This window comes from Thermobifida fusca YX (assembly GCF_000012405.1).
GTDB classification, from domain to species: domain Bacteria; phylum Actinomycetota; class Actinomycetes; order Streptosporangiales; family Streptosporangiaceae; genus Thermobifida; species Thermobifida fusca.
In genome coordinates this window covers 1787851-1806536 of sequence record NC_007333.1, presented here as the reverse complement: position 1 = coordinate 1806536, position 18686 = coordinate 1787851, and the positions used below count along the sequence as shown (strand labels likewise).

14 protein-coding genes and 1 pseudogene are annotated in these 18686 nt (G+C 64.4%); 10 read left to right on the top strand and 5 right to left on the bottom strand.

Annotated elements, in window-relative coordinates; all coding sequences use genetic code 11:
• The first annotated feature begins 52 nt into the window (after nucleotides 1–52).
• Nucleotides 53–436 (top strand): ArsR/SmtB family transcription factor, encoded by a 384-nt coding sequence (locus tag TFU_RS07750; protein ID WP_016188710.1) that lies wholly within the window; start codon nucleotides 53–55, stop codon nucleotides 434–436.
• 900 nt (nucleotides 437–1336) lie between these two features.
• On the opposite strand, the gene TFU_RS07745 is transcribed toward TFU_RS07750, so the two are convergent.
• Nucleotides 1337–2428, bottom strand: coding sequence for an NAD(P)-binding domain-containing protein (locus TFU_RS07745; RefSeq protein ID WP_011291997.1), 1092 nt, complete (start codon nucleotides 2426–2428; stop codon nucleotides 1337–1339).
• A 142-nt stretch (nucleotides 2429–2570) separates the two neighbouring features.
• On the opposite strand from TFU_RS07745, the gene TFU_RS07740 reads away from it, so the two are divergent.
• Nucleotides 2571–3842 carry an FAD-dependent oxidoreductase gene (locus tag TFU_RS07740; RefSeq protein WP_011291996.1) on the top strand — a complete coding sequence of 424 codons (1272 nt, stop codon included), beginning with the start codon at nucleotides 2571–2573 and terminating at the stop codon, nucleotides 3840–3842.
• 242 nt (nucleotides 3843–4084) lie between these two features.
• Complete coding sequence (locus TFU_RS07735) at nucleotides 4085–5650, top strand: OmpA family protein (protein ID WP_011291995.1); 1566 nt, start codon at nucleotides 4085–4087, stop codon at nucleotides 5648–5650.
• Nucleotides 5651–5713: 63 nt separating this feature from the next.
• Here TFU_RS07735 and TFU_RS07730 read toward each other — a convergent pair whose 3' ends face one another.
• The gene (locus tag TFU_RS07730) at nucleotides 5714–6355 is read right to left on the bottom strand and encodes a hypothetical protein (protein ID WP_016188706.1); all 642 of its coding nucleotides are present in this window, start codon (nucleotides 6353–6355) and stop codon (nucleotides 5714–5716) included.
• Nucleotides 6356–6867: 512 nt separating this feature from the next.
• Between TFU_RS07730 and TFU_RS07725 the strand changes: the two genes are divergently transcribed.
• Nucleotides 6868–7260: a DUF488 domain-containing protein gene (locus tag TFU_RS07725; RefSeq protein ID WP_041428020.1), complete on the top strand. Its 393-nt coding sequence runs from the start codon at nucleotides 6868–6870 to the stop codon at nucleotides 7258–7260.
• A 331-nt stretch (nucleotides 7261–7591) separates the two neighbouring features.
• Nucleotides 7592–9984, top strand: a pseudogene (locus TFU_RS07715) (ATP-binding cassette domain-containing protein).
• A gap of 87 nt (nucleotides 9985–10071) precedes the next feature.
• On the opposite strand, the gene TFU_RS07710 reads toward TFU_RS07715, so the two are convergent.
• Together TFU_RS07710 and TFU_RS07705 are read right to left on the bottom strand one after the other, a co-directional pair.
• Nucleotides 10072–11112 (bottom strand): alpha/beta hydrolase, encoded by a 1041-nt coding sequence (locus TFU_RS07710; RefSeq protein WP_016188703.1) that lies wholly within the window; start codon nucleotides 11110–11112, stop codon nucleotides 10072–10074.
• Between the two features lie 806 nt (nucleotides 11113–11918).
• Nucleotides 11919–12350, bottom strand: a complete 432-nt coding sequence (locus tag TFU_RS07705) for an ArsI/CadI family heavy metal resistance metalloenzyme (protein WP_011291988.1) — start codon at nucleotides 12348–12350, stop codon at nucleotides 11919–11921.
• 77 nt (nucleotides 12351–12427) lie between these two features.
• On the opposite strand from TFU_RS07705, the gene TFU_RS07700 reads away from it, so the two are divergent.
• From TFU_RS07700 to TFU_RS07680, 5 genes are all read left to right on the top strand, one after another.
• Nucleotides 12428–12805, top strand: coding sequence for an ArsR/SmtB family transcription factor (locus TFU_RS07700; RefSeq protein ID WP_011291987.1), 378 nt, complete (start codon nucleotides 12428–12430; stop codon nucleotides 12803–12805).
• Nucleotides 12802–13890 carry an ACR3 family arsenite efflux transporter gene (gene arsB / locus TFU_RS07695; protein WP_011291986.1) on the top strand — a complete coding sequence of 363 codons (1089 nt, stop codon included), beginning with the start codon at nucleotides 12802–12804 and terminating at the stop codon, nucleotides 13888–13890. The genes TFU_RS07700 and arsB overlap by 4 nt, the downstream gene beginning before the upstream one ends.
• Nucleotides 13877–14293: an arsenate reductase ArsC gene (locus TFU_RS07690; RefSeq protein ID WP_011291985.1), complete on the top strand. Its 417-nt coding sequence runs from the start codon at nucleotides 13877–13879 to the stop codon at nucleotides 14291–14293. Before arsB ends, TFU_RS07690 begins: the two co-directional genes overlap by 14 nt.
• A gap of 518 nt (nucleotides 14294–14811) precedes the next feature.
• On the top strand, nucleotides 14812–15843 hold the full coding sequence (locus TFU_RS07685; protein ID WP_011291984.1) for a tyrosine-type recombinase/integrase: 1032 nt from the start codon (nucleotides 14812–14814) through the stop codon (nucleotides 15841–15843).
• A gap of 311 nt (nucleotides 15844–16154) precedes the next feature.
• Nucleotides 16155–17867: a SpoIIE family protein phosphatase gene (locus tag TFU_RS07680; RefSeq protein WP_370492636.1), complete on the top strand. Its 1713-nt coding sequence runs from the start codon at nucleotides 16155–16157 to the stop codon at nucleotides 17865–17867.
• 397 nt (nucleotides 17868–18264) lie between these two features.
• Here TFU_RS07680 and TFU_RS07675 read toward each other — a convergent pair whose 3' ends face one another.
• Nucleotides 18265–18579 (bottom strand): glyoxalase/bleomycin resistance/dioxygenase family protein, encoded by a 315-nt coding sequence (locus TFU_RS07675; protein ID WP_011291982.1) that lies wholly within the window; start codon nucleotides 18577–18579, stop codon nucleotides 18265–18267.
• Between the last annotated feature and the right edge of the window lie 107 nt (nucleotides 18580–18686).

Genomic DNA, 18686 nt, shown 5'->3' with positions numbered 1-18686 from the left:
CGGGGTGTTTTCGCTCTTCTTAGTGATTCGATTTCGGCGATATTATCGCCTTATGGCGATGGTTAATGGGCGGAGTGGTGATTCTCCCGCGGATTCGGATCTGAGAGCGGCTCAGGCACTGTTCCACAGTCTTTCCGATGTCACCCGGCTGGCGATCGTGCGTCGGCTGGCGCAGGGGGAGGCGCGGGTGGCTGATCTGGTGGCCCAGTTGGGACTGGCCCAGTCCACGGTGTCGAAGCATGTGGCGTGCCTGCGGGATTGCGGGCTGGTGAAGGGTCGGCCGGAGGGGCGGCAGGTGTTTTATTCCCTGGCGCATCGGGAGCTGTTCGATCTGCTCGCTGCGGCCGAGGTGGTGCTGGCTGCCACGGGTAATGCGGTCGCGTTGTGCCCTAATTACGGGGGCGAGGATGCCGTGGCGGAAGCGTGCGGTGAGTGAGGCGTGCGGGTGCGAGGAGATGGGCGAGCGTGAACCCTGGAGAAGCTGTGGTAGGCCCGGGGAGCTGCGTTTCGCCGCGGGGTATGGCGGCGGCTGGGTGAGTGTTCCCGAGGTGGTGCCGCCGGTGTTGTGTACTGCAGTACTGGTAGTGGGGTGTGGGCGTTTGTTCTGAGCACGCCGTGTTGCTCGGTGCGGGGCAGCGTGGGCGTGGGCACCCTGATGACGATCGCCGCGGTGAGGGCTTGAGGAGTTCTTGGTTGCGCGTACGCGGCGGGGGTTGCTGCGCTGCTGGGTTTGGCGCCTGTCCGTGCCAGGGTGGTCCGGGAGGGGATGGAGCGGGCCTTGGTGGTGTTGGTTGCGGCTCCGCCGTGCGCGTTGGGGTTCTCGGTTCCGGTGGTTGCGGTGGGTGGGCTTCCCGGCACGGCATTGTGATCGGGGGCGGGCGGCGTTGGAGGTTTTGGGTCGGGTGGCGACGGTGGCCGTGGACAAGACTGGAACGCTCACCGATAACCGTCTGGCGGTGATTGGGGTGGCGACTGGTGTCGGGGTGGCGCGCGAGCGGGTGTTGGGGGTTGCGGCCGCGTGGAGGAGCGTGGTGGGCATTCGCTGGCCCGTGCCTGCGTCCCGAGGGTGTGTAGGCGGTTGCTGCGTTGCGGGGCTCGGGGTGTCGCGTGGTGATGGTGACGGGTCATCGGCGTGCTGCTGCTGTTGTGGCTGAGCAGGCCGGTGTGGAGGGGTCCGTTGTCGAGGTGCGTCAGCTTTAGTGGTGGTTGGGGGTGGGGAGGGCGTATCCCGTCTCGGTGGATCTCACCTTAGGTTGAGGTTTCATTCTCGACTTAAGTCGAGGTCAGGGGCGGGGGTGGTGGTGCTCAGCTTCGTGGAGTTGAAGTTTGGTTGAGGTTAGGTCGTTGGTTGGGGGCGGCTGGCGGCTAGGACGCGGGCGGCGGTGGCGGCGGCGCGGTGGACGCTGATCATGCTGGCGGAGGGGCCGTAGCCGACGAGGTGGATGCGGGGGTCGATGGCGGCGTGGGTGTCGGCGAGGGCGATACCGCCGTGGGGGGAGCGGAGGCGGAGGGGTGCTAGGTGGGCGAGGACGGGGCGGAAGCCGGTGGCCCACAGGATGGTGTCGGCGTGTTCGGTGGTGCCGTCGTTCCAGGCCACCCCGTGGGGGGTGATGCGGTGGAACATGGGTCGGGGGTTGAGGGCGCCGCGTTCGCGGGCTGCGGCTACTTCAGGGGTTTCGATGAGTTTGGTGTAGCTGACGACGCTGCGCAGTGGGCGGCCGCTGGCGGCGTGGGCGGCGACGGCTCGGGTGATTCCGACGAGTTCTGCTTCGGTGAGTGGGGTGGTGCGGAATTCGGGTGGGCGGCGGGTGACCCAGAGGGTGTCGGCGACGGTGGAGAGTTCCGCGAGGATTTGGAGCGCGGAGTGGCCGCCGCCGACGACGATGACGCGGTGGCCGGCGAACTCGTGGGGGGTGTCGTAGTGGGCGGCGTGGAGTTGGCGGCCGCGGAAGTCGCCGATTCCGGGGACGGCGGGGATGAAGGGGGCGTCCCAGGTTCCGGTGGCGTTGATGATGGCCCGTGCCCGCCACGTGCCCTGGTCGGTGGTGATGAGGAGCGGGGTGGTGCGGGTGATGGTGGGATCGGGGCCGTCGTTGGTGACTTGGTGGACGGTGGCGGGCCGGAGCACGGGAAGTTGGAAGTGCTGTTCGTAGTGGGCGAGGTAGTCGGCGACTTCGTCTCCGCTGGGTGGCCCGTGGAAGGGGCGTTCCCACGGTAGTCCGGGTAGGCGGGTGTAGTGGGGTGGGGAGATGAGGCGGACGGAGCGCCACACGTGTTGCCAGGCTCCGCCGGGGCGTGGGGAGCGGTCGAAGATGACGAAGTCGCGGTGGGGGCGGTAGCCGCGTTTGGTGAGGAAGTAGCCGGAGGCGAGGCCTGCTTGTCCGCCGCCGATGACGGCGACGTCGACCTCGTGGATCGTCTCAGTCATGGAGGCCCCCTTTCGTGATGCGTTGCGGTGGGGTGCGGGTCTTATCAAGGGCAAGGGTGGGAGGGGGTGGGGTATTCCCTGAGAAAGGGGAATGGTCCCTTTCGGGGGTGGATGCGTTAGGTGTGCCGGTAAGGGGAGGGAAATGGCGGGTAGTGGCGGGGATGCTGGCCGTGGTGTGACGCTGCGCACCACGTGTGCTGTCGTGGGCGGTGGGCCGGCCGGGCTGGTGTTGGGGCTGTTGTTGGCCCGTGCCGGGATTGACGTGGTGGTGCTGGAAAAGCACGCGGATTTCCTGCGGGATTTCCGGGGTGACACGGTCCACCCTTCCACCATGGCGCTTTTGGATGACCTGGGGTTGTTTGAGCGTTTTGACGCGTTGCCGCAGTCGCGGTTGCGGCGCGCGGTTTTTTCTACCCCGGAGGGCCGTGAGGTGACGTTCGCTAGTTTCGAGCGGTTGCCTTTGCGGCACCCCTACATCGCGATGGTCCCCCAGTGGGACTTGTTGACCTTGCTTGCGGAGGAGGCGAGCAGGGAGCCGACGTTTCGGCTGTGTATGGAGCATGAGGTGACCGGCGTGGTGTGGGAGGGGGACCGAGTGGCGGGGGTGGACTTCCGGTCTCCTTCAGGGTCGGGTCGGCTGCGGGCTGACCTCGTGGTCGCCTGTGATGGGCGCTGGTCGGTGGTGCGGCGCGCAGTGGGTTTGCCGGTCAAAGAGTTTCCGGTGGGGATCGATGTGTGGTGGTATCGCATTCCCACGCAGCGGCGGCTGGAGTCGCTGCTGCCGCGCATGAGCCGCGGGAAGATCATCATTGCTATTCCGCGGGAGGGCTATGCGCAGGTGGCGTATGTGGGGCGGAAAGGGGCGGATGCGCAGTTGCGGGCGCGGGGGATTGCGGCGTTGCGGGCGGACACGGCTGAGCTGCTTCCTGAGCTTGCCGACGGGGCTGCCCGGCTTGAGTCTATGGATGATGTGAAGCATTTGAGTGTGCGGGTGGACCGGTTGCGGCGCTGGTATGCCCCGGGGGTGCTGTGTATTGGGGATGCTGCCCATGCGATGTCGCCGATCGGTGGGGTGGGGATCAATCTTGCCGTGCAGGATGCGGTGGCGGCGGCGCGGATTCTTGCCCGTCCGCTGCGTGAGGGAAGGCTGGCTTCCCCGGGTGGGGAACGGTGGTTGGCTCGGGTGCAGCGGCGCCGCATGCTGCCGACGGTGGTGATTCAAGCGTTGCAGCGGGTCATGCATCAGCGGGTGATTATGCCCGTGCTTGAGGGTAGAGCCCGTGGACTTCCGGGCGGGGTGCTGGGGTTGATGGGGCGGATGCCGGTGATGACCGCGGTGCCGGCCGCAGTCTTGGGTGTGGGGCCGCGGCCGGAGAAAGCCCCAGTGTGGGCGCGCCGCACTCCTGCCAGGTAGGGGCGGCGGGTTTGTGACGGTGGCGGTGTCAACGGTCCACACAGCCGTGCTCGTTTGTGGCGGCCGGTGAGACGGCGTTGACTCTTATCCCCCGGGGGTGCGTGGGCTGGTTCTGGTCATGCCTCTCCCCCGTGCGCCGGTGGTCGAGTAGTTGCGGTGTGACGTGCGCGTTTCGCACTTGTCCGGGGATTCGAGCAGGATGTTGCCCGAACAGATTCCCCCAATGATCGGAGATGTCCCCCATGGCGCGGAACAGGCGCGTCTTGTCGTTTGTGGCATTAGCGGCCAGCGGCTGCTTGTTTGCGAGTGGCTGCAGCGTGGTGATGTCGTGGGTGTCCGGGGATGGCCCGCCGGTCGTCCGCGAAGAGTTCCCGTACGTCAAGGAAGGCGTGATCTTCCAGGACACGGGGCAGGATGCGACGATGCGGTTCGCTATCACCGGCCTGGAGCGCACCGACGACTACACCGTGCTCCACTATGAGATCACCTATCCGGACGAGTTTGAGGGTGCGAACCGCAACCTGAGCATGACCTACACCCTGGTCGATCCCATGACGGGGCGGGTGTATCGGCCGTATGTGGACGACGAGGGGATGAAGTACGGGTCGGTGAGTCCCACCGGTAACGGCATGTACCCGGTGTTTCCTGGGGTGACTAACGAGTACCGGCGCTATTTTCCGCCGCTTCCCCCGCACGTGCGGCAGGTGACGTTCGTGGGCAGTGGTTTGGGTGCGATGACGGGGATTCCCGTCCAGGACGTGGACGAGGAGCGGCCCGAGCCGGAGAACCCCAACGGCGGCCAGCACCTGTCGGTGGACCAGCCGCCTGCGGCTGGGGAGAAACTCACCTTCGACAACCGGCGGCCTGATGAGGACGCGGTGGCGGTCGAAGGCTGGGTGGAAAGCTTTGTGGACTCGGAGATCGCGTCGGTGACCAGGGACGGGACCACGGAGACGATCTCGCTGCACTCTGACGTGATGTTCGAGTTTGACCGGGCTGATTTGACGCCGGAAGCCGAAGCCGTGGTGCGGCGGGCCGCGGAAACCCTGGAACGCAACGTCGACCCTGATCATCCGGAGATCATCATCATCGGCCACACCGACGGTATCGGCACTGACGCCTACAACGACGATTTGTCGGTGCGGCGGGCTGAGACGGTGCGTAACCTTCTGGTGGAGGAGATGGGCACCGGCTACACCTATGTGGTGGAAGGCCGCGGTAGCCGGGAGCCGATTGCGCGGGAAGGCGGCCCGGATGACGAGCAGGCGCGGGCCCGTAACCGGCGTGTGGAGTTCTCCTACACCATCCGGATGCCCGGGGGTGGCGAGGAAGAGACCGATGACGGGCTGGGGGTGGCCGGGCAGCACGTGTCGTGGCCGGCGCCGTTCACCGACGACCCGGGTGAAGTGGTGGCCAGTGTGGAGCGGGACGGGGTGCGGTTGGACGTCTATCCGCTCCGCCGCGATGGTGCTTTTGTGGTGGGAACGGTGACGTTCACCAACCTCACGGATACGCCCGTGGATCCCGGGTTGACGGGTTTTGCGGTGGCTGGCGGGCCGGAACGGTTCAGTAAGGGAACCTTGGGCGGTTTCCAAGTGGTGGAGCCGGAAAGCGGCCTGGTGCGGTATGTGGCCCAGATGAACTTCGGGGACGGGGTCTACAGCGCGTTCGCTGAGGAGGTGCACCGGTTGCAGCCGGACCGCACCTACGAGCTGGTGGCGGTGTTTTCTGCGCCTAGTTCGGAGGTGGAGTCGGTGACTTTGCGTGCTGGACCGTTCGGGGAGATCCCTGACGTTCCCATCGAATAACCGCCTGAGCATGCGTGTGTGGGGGGCAGGAGTTCCTGCCCCCCACACACGCGTTAGAGAAGGCTAGTTTTGAAGCTGTTGGGCGGCGGTGATGAGGATGCGCTCCATGTCCTCTTGGCTGATGTCCATAGAGGAGGCGATGAGGGAGACGTGGACGTCTCCCGGCAGTTGCAGGGACAACTGCTGCAGGGAGCCGTCAACTGTGGTGAGGGTTTTCAGTTCGCCGCCCAGTTCATCGGTGTGGGTGTTTTGGTAGCTGTCGGTGGTGACGTCCACGTCGACTTCCCACCCCATTTCCCGGGTCTGCTGTTCCGCGTCGTTGAGGGAAACGACGGACACTCGGTCGCTGGGGTCGACGTTGACGGCGAAGACCAGGGTGAGGGACTGGCTGTCGGTGCTCCAGGTGCACGACAGTTGGCGGGCGTCGGCCTCGTCGATGGTCTCCACGTTTTCCACGAGGGTGGCGCCGGGCGGGGCAAGGTCGCCCACCAGTTCGGGGGCGTGAGCCTCAGCACAGGTGCCTGGCAGGGTGAAAGTGGCGTCCACCGGACTGGGGGTGGGCGCGGGAGAGGTGAGCGCGGTGACGGGAAGGGTGAACTCGTCGTCGGAAAAGTACTGGTAGCCGACGTAGCCCAGGCCACCGACCACCACGACTCCGACGGCGGCGGCAAGACATCCGGCGGGTGTGGAGGGGATCAGTCGCATAGAAAACTTTCCACGAGTGTGGTTAGGGGATCCTGTACGCCCCACGGAGGGCATTGGGCGCAGACGCCAGAACGTTAGCAAGAAAAAGTCTGGTTCGGTGGCGCGGCCGCCCCACCCCCTTCCCCGCCTGCGTGGGGGACGATCATCCGATTGCTTCTCGTCCCGCGGGTGGGCCGGTGGTGTTTTCTGAAACCCTCAGCGAGAGTGTGCGGCACAAAGGGGAAAAGATCGCCGTGGCCGTGCACGTCGGTGGGAGCAGGGCGATGCTGGTCTGGCTGGGGCAGCGATGTTTCGGTGGCTAACGCTGCGTGAGCGGGTCCGGTCGAGGAGCTGACGAACGTCCGGGGCGTCGCTGTTGAGAAACCGGGAGGTGTGTGGCTCACCGTGGTCCGTTCCGTGGCAGCAGCCGCTGCGGTGGCGTGTGCGGTGCTTTAGGTGCCCTGTTCGGCTGATCCCGCGCAGGAGAGGGAGGGTGGGGTGAACGGGGCGGGGAAGTGGGCAGTAGGCATCCCATGGATGCCACACAGGTTGACATTGAGGTGCGTCGCGTTTACGACGCGGAGGTTCGGGACGGTTCAGCCACCCGTGGGCGGCGGGTGTTTCTCGTGGACCGGATGTGGCCGAGAGGGATTCGGAAAAACGAGGTGCACGTGGACGGGTGGCTCAGGCAGGTGGCGCCAAGCAGTGAGCTGCGTCGCTGGTTCGGTCACCTTCCCGAGCGGTGGGAGGAGTTTCAGGACCGCTACCGGGATGAGCTGGCGCGCGACCCTGAAGGGATTGATGTGCTGGTGGATGCTGCACGGCACGCCCCGGTCACGCTGCTGTATTCCGCTGCTGACACGGAGCGGAACAATGCCGTGGTGCTCCGCTCCTATGTGGTAGAGCAGCTTGGAGCCCGCGACTAAACCACCAGGGCTTGAAAGGGTGCGGCAGCAGGGCCGTGACGGGAAGAGTTTTCTGGCCCACTTGTGGCAGAAGCTGTGCTGTGCACAGTGCCTGAAGAGGCCGTGAAGGGTGGTCGACTAGGCCGCGTGCTCGCAAAACCCTAGGAACAGCACAGTCTTTTCCCCTCCCCCGCGGGTGTGGCCATGCCCCGCAGTCCTGGCCGGGGTCATCCTGCGTGACTTTCCTGGGAGGCGGCTTAGGGGCGTGGAGAGAAAAGCATTTTTGTCACTGGGGGTTGTTTGGCTTGACTACACCGTATACGTCCCTGTTGCAGAACCAGGTGGAGATCGTATGGGCAAGAGTGCCGGAGCGGATCCGCGGCAGTCCGCGGGTCACGCTGCTGACAGCCATACCCTCATCCGGGTGCGGGGCGCCCGCGAGAACAACCTCAAAAACATCAACGTGGACATCCCGAAGCGCCGGCTCACCGTTTTCACCGGAGTGTCCGGTTCGGGAAAGAGTTCGCTGGTGTTCGACACGATCGCCGCAGAATCGCAGCGGTTGATCAACGAAACCTACAGCGCCTTCATTCAAGGGTTTATGCGTCTCTGGCGCGCCCCGACGTTGACCTGCTGGAAGGGTTGACGACCGCGATCATCGTCGACCAGGAGCGTATCGGCGCCAACGCCCGCTCCACCGTGGGCACGGTCACCGACGCCAACGCGCTGCTGCGGATTCTGTTCAGCCGGCTCGGACAACCCCCTATGTGGGTCCGCCTAACGCGTTTTCGTTCAACATTGCCTCCGTGCACGGCGGTGGCGCGCTCACCGTGGACCGGGGCCCGGAGCAGAAAACCGTGCGGCGGACTTTTTCGCTCGCGGGAGGCATGTGTCCCCGGTGCGAAGGCAGGGGGCAGGTGACGGACATTGACGTGACCCAGTTGTATGACCCTGATAAGTCGGTCAACGAAGGTGCGATCACTGTTCCCGGCTACAAGCCCACCAGTTGGCCGGTGCAGATCATCGTTGCGTCAGGGTTGATCGACCCGGACAAGCCGATCCGTGACTACACCGACACCGAGCTGCACAATTTCTTGTACCGGGAGGCCACCAAGGTCCGGATCAGCAACACGAATCAGACTTATGAGGGCCTGGTGGTGCGGGTGCGCCGGTCGTTTCTGTCGAAGGACCGTGACGCGTTGCAGCCGCACATTCGGGCTTTTGTGGACCGGGCAGTAACGTTCCGCACCTGTCCTGACTGTGACGGCACCCGGTTGAATGAGGCGGCTCGATCGTCGAAAATCCGCGGGATCAGTATCGCGGACGCGTGCGCGATGCAGATCAGCGATCTTGCGGAATGGGTGCGCAGCCTGGATGAGCCGTCGGTGGCGCCGTTGGTGGCGACGTTGCAGCACACGTTGGACTCGTTCGTGGAGATCGGACTGGGCTATCTGTCGTTGGATCGGCCCTCAGGAACCCTGTCCGGTGGTGAGGCGCAGCGGGTGCGGATGGTCCGCCATCTCGGCTCCAGTCTGACGGATGTCACCTATGTTTTCGATGAGCCGACGATCGGGCTGCACCCGCATGACATTCAGCGGATGAACGAATTGCTGCTGCGGCTGCGCGACAAAGGCAACACGGTGCTGGTGGTGGAGCACAAGCCTGAGGTGATCGCCATTGCCGACCATGTCATCGACTTGGGTCCGGGAGCTGGCGCGCAGGGCGGCACGGTTTGTTTTGCCGGCACGGTGGACGGGTTGCGAGCCAGTTCCACGTTGACGGGTCGGCATTTGGGGGACCGGGTCGCGTTGAAAGACACGGTGCGCACCCCTGTGGGCAAGTTGGAGATCCGGGGCGCTACCACCCACAACTTGAAGAACGTGGACGTGGACATTCCCCCTCGGGGTGCTGGTGGTGGTCACCGGGGTGGCTGGTTCGGGCAAGAGTTCGCTGGTGCACGGGTCGATTCCGGCTGAGGCGGGCGTGGTCTCGATCGACCAGAGCGCGATCCGGGGATCGCGGCGCAGCAACCCCGCCACCTACACGGGCTTGTTGGATCCGATCCGTAAAGCGTTTGCGAAAGCCAACGGGGTGAAGCCTTCGCTGTTCAGCGCGAATTCGGAGGGGGCGTGCCCTGCGTGTAACGGGGCAGGCGTGATCTACACCGATTTAGCGATGATGGCGGGGGTGGCCACGGTGTGTGAGACGTGTGAGGGCAAACGGTTCCAGGCTTCCGTGCTGAAGTACACGTTGGGTGGCCGCACGATCAGTGACGTGTTGGAGATGTCGGTGCGGGAGGCTGAAGAGTTCTTCCGCGCAGGTGAGGCTCGTCTTCCTGCGGCGCACGCGATCCTCACCCGGCTCGCTGATGTGGGGTTGGGGTATCTCAGCTTGGGACAGCCGTTGACGACCTTGTCGGGTGGGGAGCGGCAGCGGCTCAAGCTCGCCACCCACATGGGGGACAAGGGCGGCATTTATGTGCTGGATGAGCCGACCACCGGTTTGCATTTGGCGGATGTGGCCCAACTGTTGGCGTTGTTGGACCGGATTGTTGATTCGGGGAAGTCGGTGATCGTCATCGAACACCACCAGGCGGTGATGGCGCACGCCGACTGGATCATCGACCTAGGCCCCGGGGCAGGGCATGAGGGCGGCCGGGTTGTTTTCGAGGGCACTCCCGCGGAGCTGGTCGCCGCGCGTTCCACGCTGACCGGGCAGCATCTTGCCGACTACGTCGGCGCCTAGGCCTTTCTTCTTCTGTGTGGGGCGGGCCGCGGCCCGCCCCACACATGGTCGAGAGTGGGGGCTGTGTGGTGGTGGGAGGGCTGCCGGTCAGGAGGCTGCAGGGGTGATTCCGCCTTCCGCAGCGGGTTTGTCGTCGCCTGCCGGCCGGGTGGAGAGTCCGTGCTGGTCCAGCCAGGACCCCAGAACCTGGTAGGCATGCTCCCGGGGCTGCGGGAGGGACAGGAACACGTCGTGGCGCGCCCCCGGAATGGGTACTACGGTGGTTTCTCCGCCCAGGCAGCCGGCCCACCGGGCAATGTGGGTGACGTCCAGGACCGTGTCGGTGCGGTCGCTCAGCTCAGAGTAGACACCGGACAGGTCGGAGCGGTCTGAGCGCAGCACCAGCGACGGCACTCCGACGTCCAGGCCGCGGTGGAGGCGAGCATGTCCGCGGCGTACCGCGTTCAACCAGCCCACGGTCACGGGGAATCCGGTCAACGGTTTGAGGGTGAGGTCGAAGTCCCACTCGCCGGTGCCGCTGGTGTGGATGGTTTGCCCGTAGACGCCGGGCAGGGTGGAAAGCTGGCGGAACGGCGCTATTTTGGCGAGCACGCGCAGCAGTTGGGTGAGGATCCCGCGGTGGGACGGTTTGCCTTGCAGGTCAAACCAGGGGCTGTTGAGGACGAGGCCGGCTACTGGGGGCACGCGTCCGGCAGCGCGGCGGCGGTCCAGCCACAGTGAGGTGATCAGCCCGCCGGTGGAGTGGGCGAGCACGACGACGGGCAGGCCGGGGTGGGCGGCGCTGATGATGCCGAGGGCACGGTCGAGCTCGGTGTCGTAGAGCGCAAGGTCGGACACGTAGTGGGCGGTGTGCCCTTCGCGGCGTGCGCGGCCTGATTTTCTCAGGTCAAGGGCGTAGAAGACGAGGCCGTGGGCGGCGAGGAAGTCTGCGAGCGGGGTTTGGAAGAAGTAGTCGGAAAACCCGTGGACGTACAGGACGGCGCCGTGCACGGTTTCTCCGGGTTGGATGTCGCGGCGGACGAGGACGGCCACGATGCGGCCTTCACCGTCCGGGTCGGCGCCAAGGTCGAGAACATGCTGGCGGTAGCCGTCACCGAGGATGTCGGGTTGCCAGTGCGGGCTGCTCATGAACACCTCCATTGCGGTGAGGGTGCGGGGTGCCGGGCGGGGGGAGGGCAGGTCCTGGGTGGTGCGCAACGTGGGGGATGTGGGCGGGCTTGTGACCGTTGCTGGGGTGGTGGTCCGGAGAGGATACGCCGGATCGGGGTGTGAAGACGGTGACATGCCTGCCGTCCATCCAGGTGATGCGTGTGCGGTGTGCTGTCTGACCTGCTTTCCCCCATTGTGTCACCAAAAGTAACGATGGTGGTGCGGTGTGAAAAGCAGGGGCGTGGCGGGCTAGGGGCTGTCGTGTTGTGTGTTGTCTGGGGTGTGCCACCATCCCCTTTAATTTCGTAGCGTTGCAAACGTTATTAAATAACGTAAACAAACGCAGCCAACAGAACCCAAGGAAGCCGACAAAACGGACATGACGCCTGGATGGGCTTCTGGTTTTCTATAAGCTTCCCTTATCGAAAACCAGAATCGGGGGGTGTGCCCCCGCATTCCCCGTGCCGTGCCCCACCCCCGACCCCCGGCCAACATAACGTTGGCGAGCCCCTGCAACGCTTTTCCGGGAGCCCGGCGGTCTGCATCCTGGGCCCTCGCCTCAGGGAGCGCACGAGGTACCTACTGAAGAAAAACGGTTTGCTGCTCGTGCGCCAGGCGCACGAGCAGCAAACCGTCAACCGGATGTGGCCCCTTGGGTCCGCTTTTGTCCCCATAACCTCATCAAGGAAGCGAGCGTTCCGCGTCTGCCTGGGACTCCCCGTCGGAATGTGCGGACGCATACCCCGACGGGAGATCTGGCAGGACAGGGGGTGTCGGCCCGGGGGTTAGCGGCGGCAGCAGTCTGCGGGCTGGGATGGGGTGGAGGTGTCTATGGCTTTGTCGCGCTGGCCGCTATCACCTTTAACGACGTACACCTCCCACGGTTCTTTGCCGGGGCCGTATACCCACACTTTGTCCTGGACCGCATAGCAGCAGGCGACGTTGGTCTCCTCGATTGTGGCCAATCCAGCTTCTTTGAGTCTGCTCGCTGCCGCATCAACCTGGGTTGTGGTCTCTACCTCAACCCCCAGATGGTCGAGGCGGGTGTCCTGGCCAGGTTCGCCTTCGATGAGGACGAGTTTGAGCGGCGGTTCGGCGATAGCGAAGTTGGCATAGCCGGGGCGGCGTTTGGTGGGCTCAACCCCAAAGAGGGTGGTGTAGAAGGCCACTGACGCTTCCAAGTCAGCGACGTTGAGGGCGAGTTGGATACGGGACATGGAAACTCCGCACGCCTTGCATCGAATTTTTTCAATGCAAGATTGCTCCCTGTTTCGAAGTTTGTCAATATAGATGTATGTCGAATCAAGAAACTGGGGTTGAGCCAACCACAGCCGCAGACTGCTGTCCTACCCTGCTCACCTCCGCTGTGGATGAGCAAGAAGCCATCCAACTTGCCCGTGTCTTCAAAGCCCTCGGCGATCCGGTGCGGCTACGCCTGCTGTCGATGATCGCCTCCCACCCCAAAGGCGAAGCGTGCGTATGTGACCTCACTGCTGCCTTCGACCTGTCCCAGCCCACTATTTCCCACCACCTCAAACTGCTGCGCCAGGCCGGACTCATCACCGCTGAACGGCGCGGCACCTGGGTGTACTACCGGCTCGTCGCTGAAGCCACCCACCACCTCGCGCAGGTCTTGACCCGCCACACCACACCAACGGAGGTTAAAGCGTGAACACCCTCGTTGGATCGGACACCAAAACCGCCGCTCCGCGTCTGCCGGTTCTCAACCGCTACCTGACGGTGTGGATTCTGGCGGCGATGGCTGTCGGCCTGGCCTTGGGGAGGATGGTTCCCAGCCTGGGAACGGCTCTGGCCGGGATGAGTGTGGCCGGGGTGTCGGTACCCATCGCCTTCGGGTTGCTGGTGATGATGTACCCGCCGCTGGCCAAGGTGCGCTACGACCGCTTGGGCACGGTCACCGGAGATCGGCGTCTCATGGTGGCCTCCCTGGTGATGAACTGGATTGTTGGCCCGGCGGTAATGTTCGCTTTGGCTTGGCTGTTCCTGGCCGACCTTCCCGAATACCGCACCGGGGTGATCATCGTCGGGCTGGCCCGCTGTATTGCGATGGTCATCGTTTGGAACGACCTGGCGTGTGGGGACCGGGAAGCTGCCGCTGTTCTGGTCGCGCTCAACGCCGTGTTTCAGATAGTCGCCTTCGGCGCGTTGAGCTGGTTCTACCTGGTGGGTCTGCCCGGGTGGCTAGGTTGGGAACAAGCGGTGGTGGAGGTGACCTTTACGGACATCTCCCTTTCGGTGCTGGTCTTCCTCGGCGTTCCCTTGCTGGCCGGGTACTTGACGCGGCGGCTAAGCGAGTGGGCTCGCGGACGGGACTGGTATGAGTCTCGTCTGTTGCCGAAGCTGGGGCCGTGGGGCCTGTACGGGTTGCTGTTCACTATCGTGGCGCTGTTTGCCCTGCAAGGCGAGGCGATCACCTCTCGCCCGTGGGATGTGGCTCGCATCGCGATTCCGCTGCTGTTGTACTTCGTGCTCATGTGGGGCTCGACGTTGCTCCTGGCCCGTCTGTGGGGGTTCGGCTATTCTCGGTCGGTCACGCTGGCCTTCACCGCGGCAGGCAACAATTTTGAGCTTGCGATTGCGGTAGCGATTGCCTCCTTTGGTGCTGCTTCCGGTCAGGCTCTGGCCGGGGTTGTGGGACCGCTTATCGAAGTGCCTGTCTTGCTTGCTCTCGTTCACCTTGCCCTCGCTGTCCGCCGTTTCTTCCCTGACGAAAGGCCCCAGTATGTCGAACGTTGAGATCCCGCAAGTGCTGTTTGTGTGCGTGCACAATGCTGGGCGCTCCCAGATGGCGGCCGCGTTTCTGCAGCACCTGGGTGCCGGCAAGGTGCGGGTGCGTTCGGCGGGGTCTGCCCCGGCGGACGCAGTCAACCCCGCTGTCGTCCAGGCGATGGCTGAGGTTGGCATCGATATCTCCGCTAACGTCCCTAAAGTCCTCACCGCGGAGGAGGTGCGTTCCTCGGATGTGGTGATCACTATGGGATGCGGCGACGCGTGTCCGATCTATCCGGGGAAACGCTACTTGAACTGGGATTTGCCTGATCCGGCTGGCAAGGATGTGGAAGCGGTGCGGCCTATCCGCGACCGTATCCGTGCTCTTGTGGAGGAACTGCTGGAGGAGTTGACGTCGTCCTCCCAATGACCGGCACATGCCCCCGCAGTATCGGGTGGGAAAAGGCCGTATCGGTCGTAGCTCCTGTGCCTGGGGGTAAGGAAATAGTTCACTGAATCAGCGTGGTGGTGGCGGCCATCCCCGCCGTGGAAGAAACAGCTGGCAAGCCGTGCCTTCTCATTCCGGCTATGCGAGCGTGGTTTTCACGGCGCACGCCAGGTGTGAGGTTCCGCTGTAGCCTTCTCTTACGGGTGGGGCCTTGCGAGGGGGTGGCCGCCGCGCCGTGCGTATGGCGGCTCCAAGTCCGGCCACGGGGCTGCGGTCTTCCCACAGCCTGCGAAGGGGTATGGGAAAGCACGGTCACCGTTACCGTCCTGCTTTGCGGTGGTGGCCTGCTCCCGGTTTTTGACCGCATAGGATGGTCGGGTGGGACGTGTGGGGTGGACACATGGCTGTGACAGCCTTCACCGGTTGGTTTTTGCCTGCGTGTCCGCCTTGTCCAGCCCGGCGAAACCATCCCCTGGCGGCCTTGTGAGGAAGGACTGTCGATGACCGCTCCCCGCGCTGACGGCCCGCTCATGCCCGCCGACTCCCCTGCTCCGATCATCGCTAACGGGGAATTGAGCCCTACCGCGGCCGCGCGCATCGCAGAAAGCTGGACGCCTAACACCCGTGCCGCCTATCGTCGGGACTGGGCGGCCTTCCAAGAATGGTGTGCTCGCGAAAACCGCAGTCCGCTTCCTGCCTCCGCTGCCACACTCGCTACCTACATCGACGCGCTCACCCACACGGTCCCTCCGCCTGCTCCCGCCACCCTCGACCGGATGCTCGGCACCATCCAGTCCCACCACACCGCGCTTGGTCTGCCTCTTGACACCAAACCCGCCCGCATGGTGTTGCGCGCCTACCGTAGAGAACGTGCGCAAGCCGGATATGAGCCGCGTCGCGCTCCCGCGCTCACTGTGGAACAGTTGCGTGCCATGGTTGAGGCCACCAGCGATGACCTAGCGGGGATGCGGGACCGTACCCTTTGCCTGCTTGGCTTTGCGATGATGGCTCGGCGCAGTGAACTTGCGGCCCTCGATATCGCTGACGTGCACCCGGTTCCCGAAGGACTTCACGTGCGGGTCCGCACCTCCAAAACCGACCGTGAATCAGTTGGTGCGGTTGTTGCCATCCCCTACGGGTCACTAGCTCGCACCTGCCCTGTGCGTACCACGTTGGCGTGGATCGATGCTCTTAGCGAGCGAGGAATCACTGAAGGTCCGCTGCTGCGTGCCGTGGACCGGTATGGGCGTCCCGCGGGAAGTCCGGGTGCTGCTATCCGTGGTTCGGGGCGGATGAGTGGTGCTGGAATCAACCACATCATTAAAACCCTTGCCCGTCGCGCGGGAATCGACGCGCCGATTACCGCGCATTCTCTGCGGGCGGGTGCGGCTACCGCTGCTGCAGCGGCCCGGGTTCCTCGCGCCTATATTGCCCGGCAGGGGCGCTGGTCGCCGAACTCGTCCGTTGTCGATACCTATATTCGTCCCGCGGATGCGTGGCACGACAACCCCATGCGTCACGTGGGCCTTTGAGCACTGCGGCTGCGCCTAGCCCTGGCCTGGAAGGCAGCGCGGGTTTCGTGGGGTGAGTTGGCGCGCGGTGGACCGTCTGCTGTTCTTTTCCTGTGGGCTGCGGGCAGTCCGGGAGGAGCGGTCTGGGCTTCCCTGAAACAGAACGCTGTGTGGGGGTAGTGCCCTGGGTGGGGAGGGGAGGCCTATGGGAACACCTGGAGTCTGTGACCGGTTTCGACTCGGGTAAGCAGCCTTGCGCGTGGAAAGAAGGCAGCGCCGTGCCTAGCGACCATCAGCCGCATCCAGTCTCGTTTTCCGCATCGGAGCAGGACTTGCCGCGTAAAGTCCTGTCCGGGCTCAAAATCGGGGTGTACGTGACTAATGACCGCGAACAGATCATTGCGGTCAACCCTCGTGGGGAGAAACTTCTCGGTCGCTCTGAGTCCGCCATGATAGGGCGTAACGCCCATGACCTGCTGCATCGGGCTGAAGGCGGGGCTCTGCTGCCTCGTTCCCAATGCCCGCTGATGAAAGCCTTCCTGCAAGGACAGAGCGTCTACGGTGGCAACAAGTGGTTCCTGCGTGGTGACGGCGCCCTGCTGCCCGTGATCTGGTTGACCGCCCCGTACCGCATTAACAGGGACACTACGGGGGCGCTGGTGTTGTTCCATCCCCGTGACCCGCGGGGTGACCCCTCTTCTGAGGAGGTTCCTGTCGACCAGGTGACCACGCTGACCGACCTTGCTGACAGTCTTTCCCTGATCGCCGAGGTCACTTCGGTGCTGACGTCTACTTTGCAGGTCAGGGAAGCGCTGTGGCTGCTGGCGCGGCAGGTCACGCCTCGTCTTGCGGACTGGGTCGTTATTGACCTGCTCAACGAGATAGGGGAACTGGAGCGGGCGCTTGTGGTCCACCACGAAAACGGGCGGCATATCCGTCGGGAAGAGATGCAGGGGCCGCTGCCACCCGTTTCAGAAACCTCTTTGATGCCGCTGTCGCGGGTGCTGCGCGGGGCGTCGACGACTCGGGTCAGTCTCCGCGACTACCAGCGTCCCCCCGACACGGGTTTGGCCATGGCTCAGCGGACGCTGTTTGAACGCACCCGGATTCACGCGGCCATCACCGCGCCGCTGCGGGGGCCGCGCGGCGCCATTCTGGGGGCGCTCACTTTGGGGCGTGCCGATCAGCTCCACGATTTCACCAGCACCGAGTTGGCGTTGGTCGACGACTTGGCCCGTCAGGCCGGGCTGGCTATCGACAATGCGCGACTGTATGAGCGTCAGCAGCGGGTCACCGAAACCATGCAGCGGTATCTGCTGTCGCCGCTTCCCGAAACGGTTTTGGTGAAGATGGCGGTGCGCTACCATCCTGCGCCTGATGCCTCCCACGTGGGTGGGGACTGGTATGACGCTTTTCGTCTTCAAGACGGCACCCCTGCTCTGGTTATCGGGGATGTGGCGGGCCACGACTTGCAGGCCGCGTCTCACATGGCGCAGATCCGCAACATGCTGCGGGCGTTGGCGTGGGACCGTGACGAGCCGCCCAGCAGTATCGTCAGCCGGTTGGACCACGCGTTGGGGCACATCAGTGAAGTCTCCATGGCCACCATGGTTTTTGCGCGGCTTGAAGAAGACGGTTCTGAAGGGCGGCGGGTTTTGCGGTGGACGAACGCTGGCCACCTGCCGCCGTTGCTGGTGTTGCGGGACGGGCAGGCCCGTTTCCTCGACGAGCACCACGACCTGTTGTTGGGTGCTGAGACGGATATTCCGCGCACCGACTCCGCTGTTGAACTGCCGGTGGCGAGTACGGTCGTGTTCTATACCGACGGGCTTATCGAATCCACCCGCCACGGTCTGGACGAGGGTATGGCGCAGCTGCGTCAGCATGCTGCCGAGCTCGTCCACCACGAGCTCGACGACTTTTGTGACCTGCTCATTGAGCGCGTCCGCCCTGAGGACAACGATGACGATGTCGCTGTGATCGTGATCCGGGTTCCTGAATCCCCCGTGATTCCGCCAAGCCGGCCTTCCTCCCACACGCCTTAACCCCCGTGGTTCGGGGTTTTCCAAACCCCAGGGGCAGGCATGGAGTGAGCTGCGCATGATGCCGGTGGCGTGTTTCCGGGGTGGGGCCGCAGGGTTTGGTGCAGGCACGACTGGGTGCCTGCTACGGGGGTGTGTTCGGGGAAGGTGGGCTATTCCAGGGGTGTGGCCGTGGCGGCGGGTGGCTTTGTGGGTGTTGGCAATGATCCCCGCCAGTATGTGACCGGATATTGGGTGAGTGGGCCCGCGGGGGAGCGGTGCTCCCGGCGCGGTGCCTGACAGTGGTGAACCTTAGAGGCCGCGTGTTTGTGCGGTCGGGTGACGACTTCACGGTGCTCGCTGCGGGGCGGGTTTCGTGGAGGGTGGTGCGGTCACGAGCCCTTTTTCCGGGGGGAGGGTTTCAGACCACGTGAAGGTCGACTTTGCGGCCGTCCGGGTCGGTCAAGATATGGTGTCCGGCTTCCAGGGGTGTTTGAAGCAAAGTCTTGTCAACGCGGAAGCCGAGTCGTGTGATACCCGTGCGGCGTTCGGGGGAGGCGGGGTAGATCTCGAATACGGAACCGTCGTCGAGTACGGCCGCGTAGTGCTGTGGTCCTTGACCGTGTTGTTCACGGGCAAAACACAGTCCCAGGGCACTGTAGAAGGCGCGGCACTCTTCCATGCGGTCGCTGTAGAGGACGAGAAGGGTAAGGCGTGCGCTTTCTGCTGCCGTCATGGAGTCTCCTTTGCGTTGCGTGGTTGTTCGTCTCCAGCAACTTAGTCCGGTTCGGTTTTTTCGGCATGGGGCTGAGCTTCGGGAGAACAGTGTCGTTGCGGGTGGCG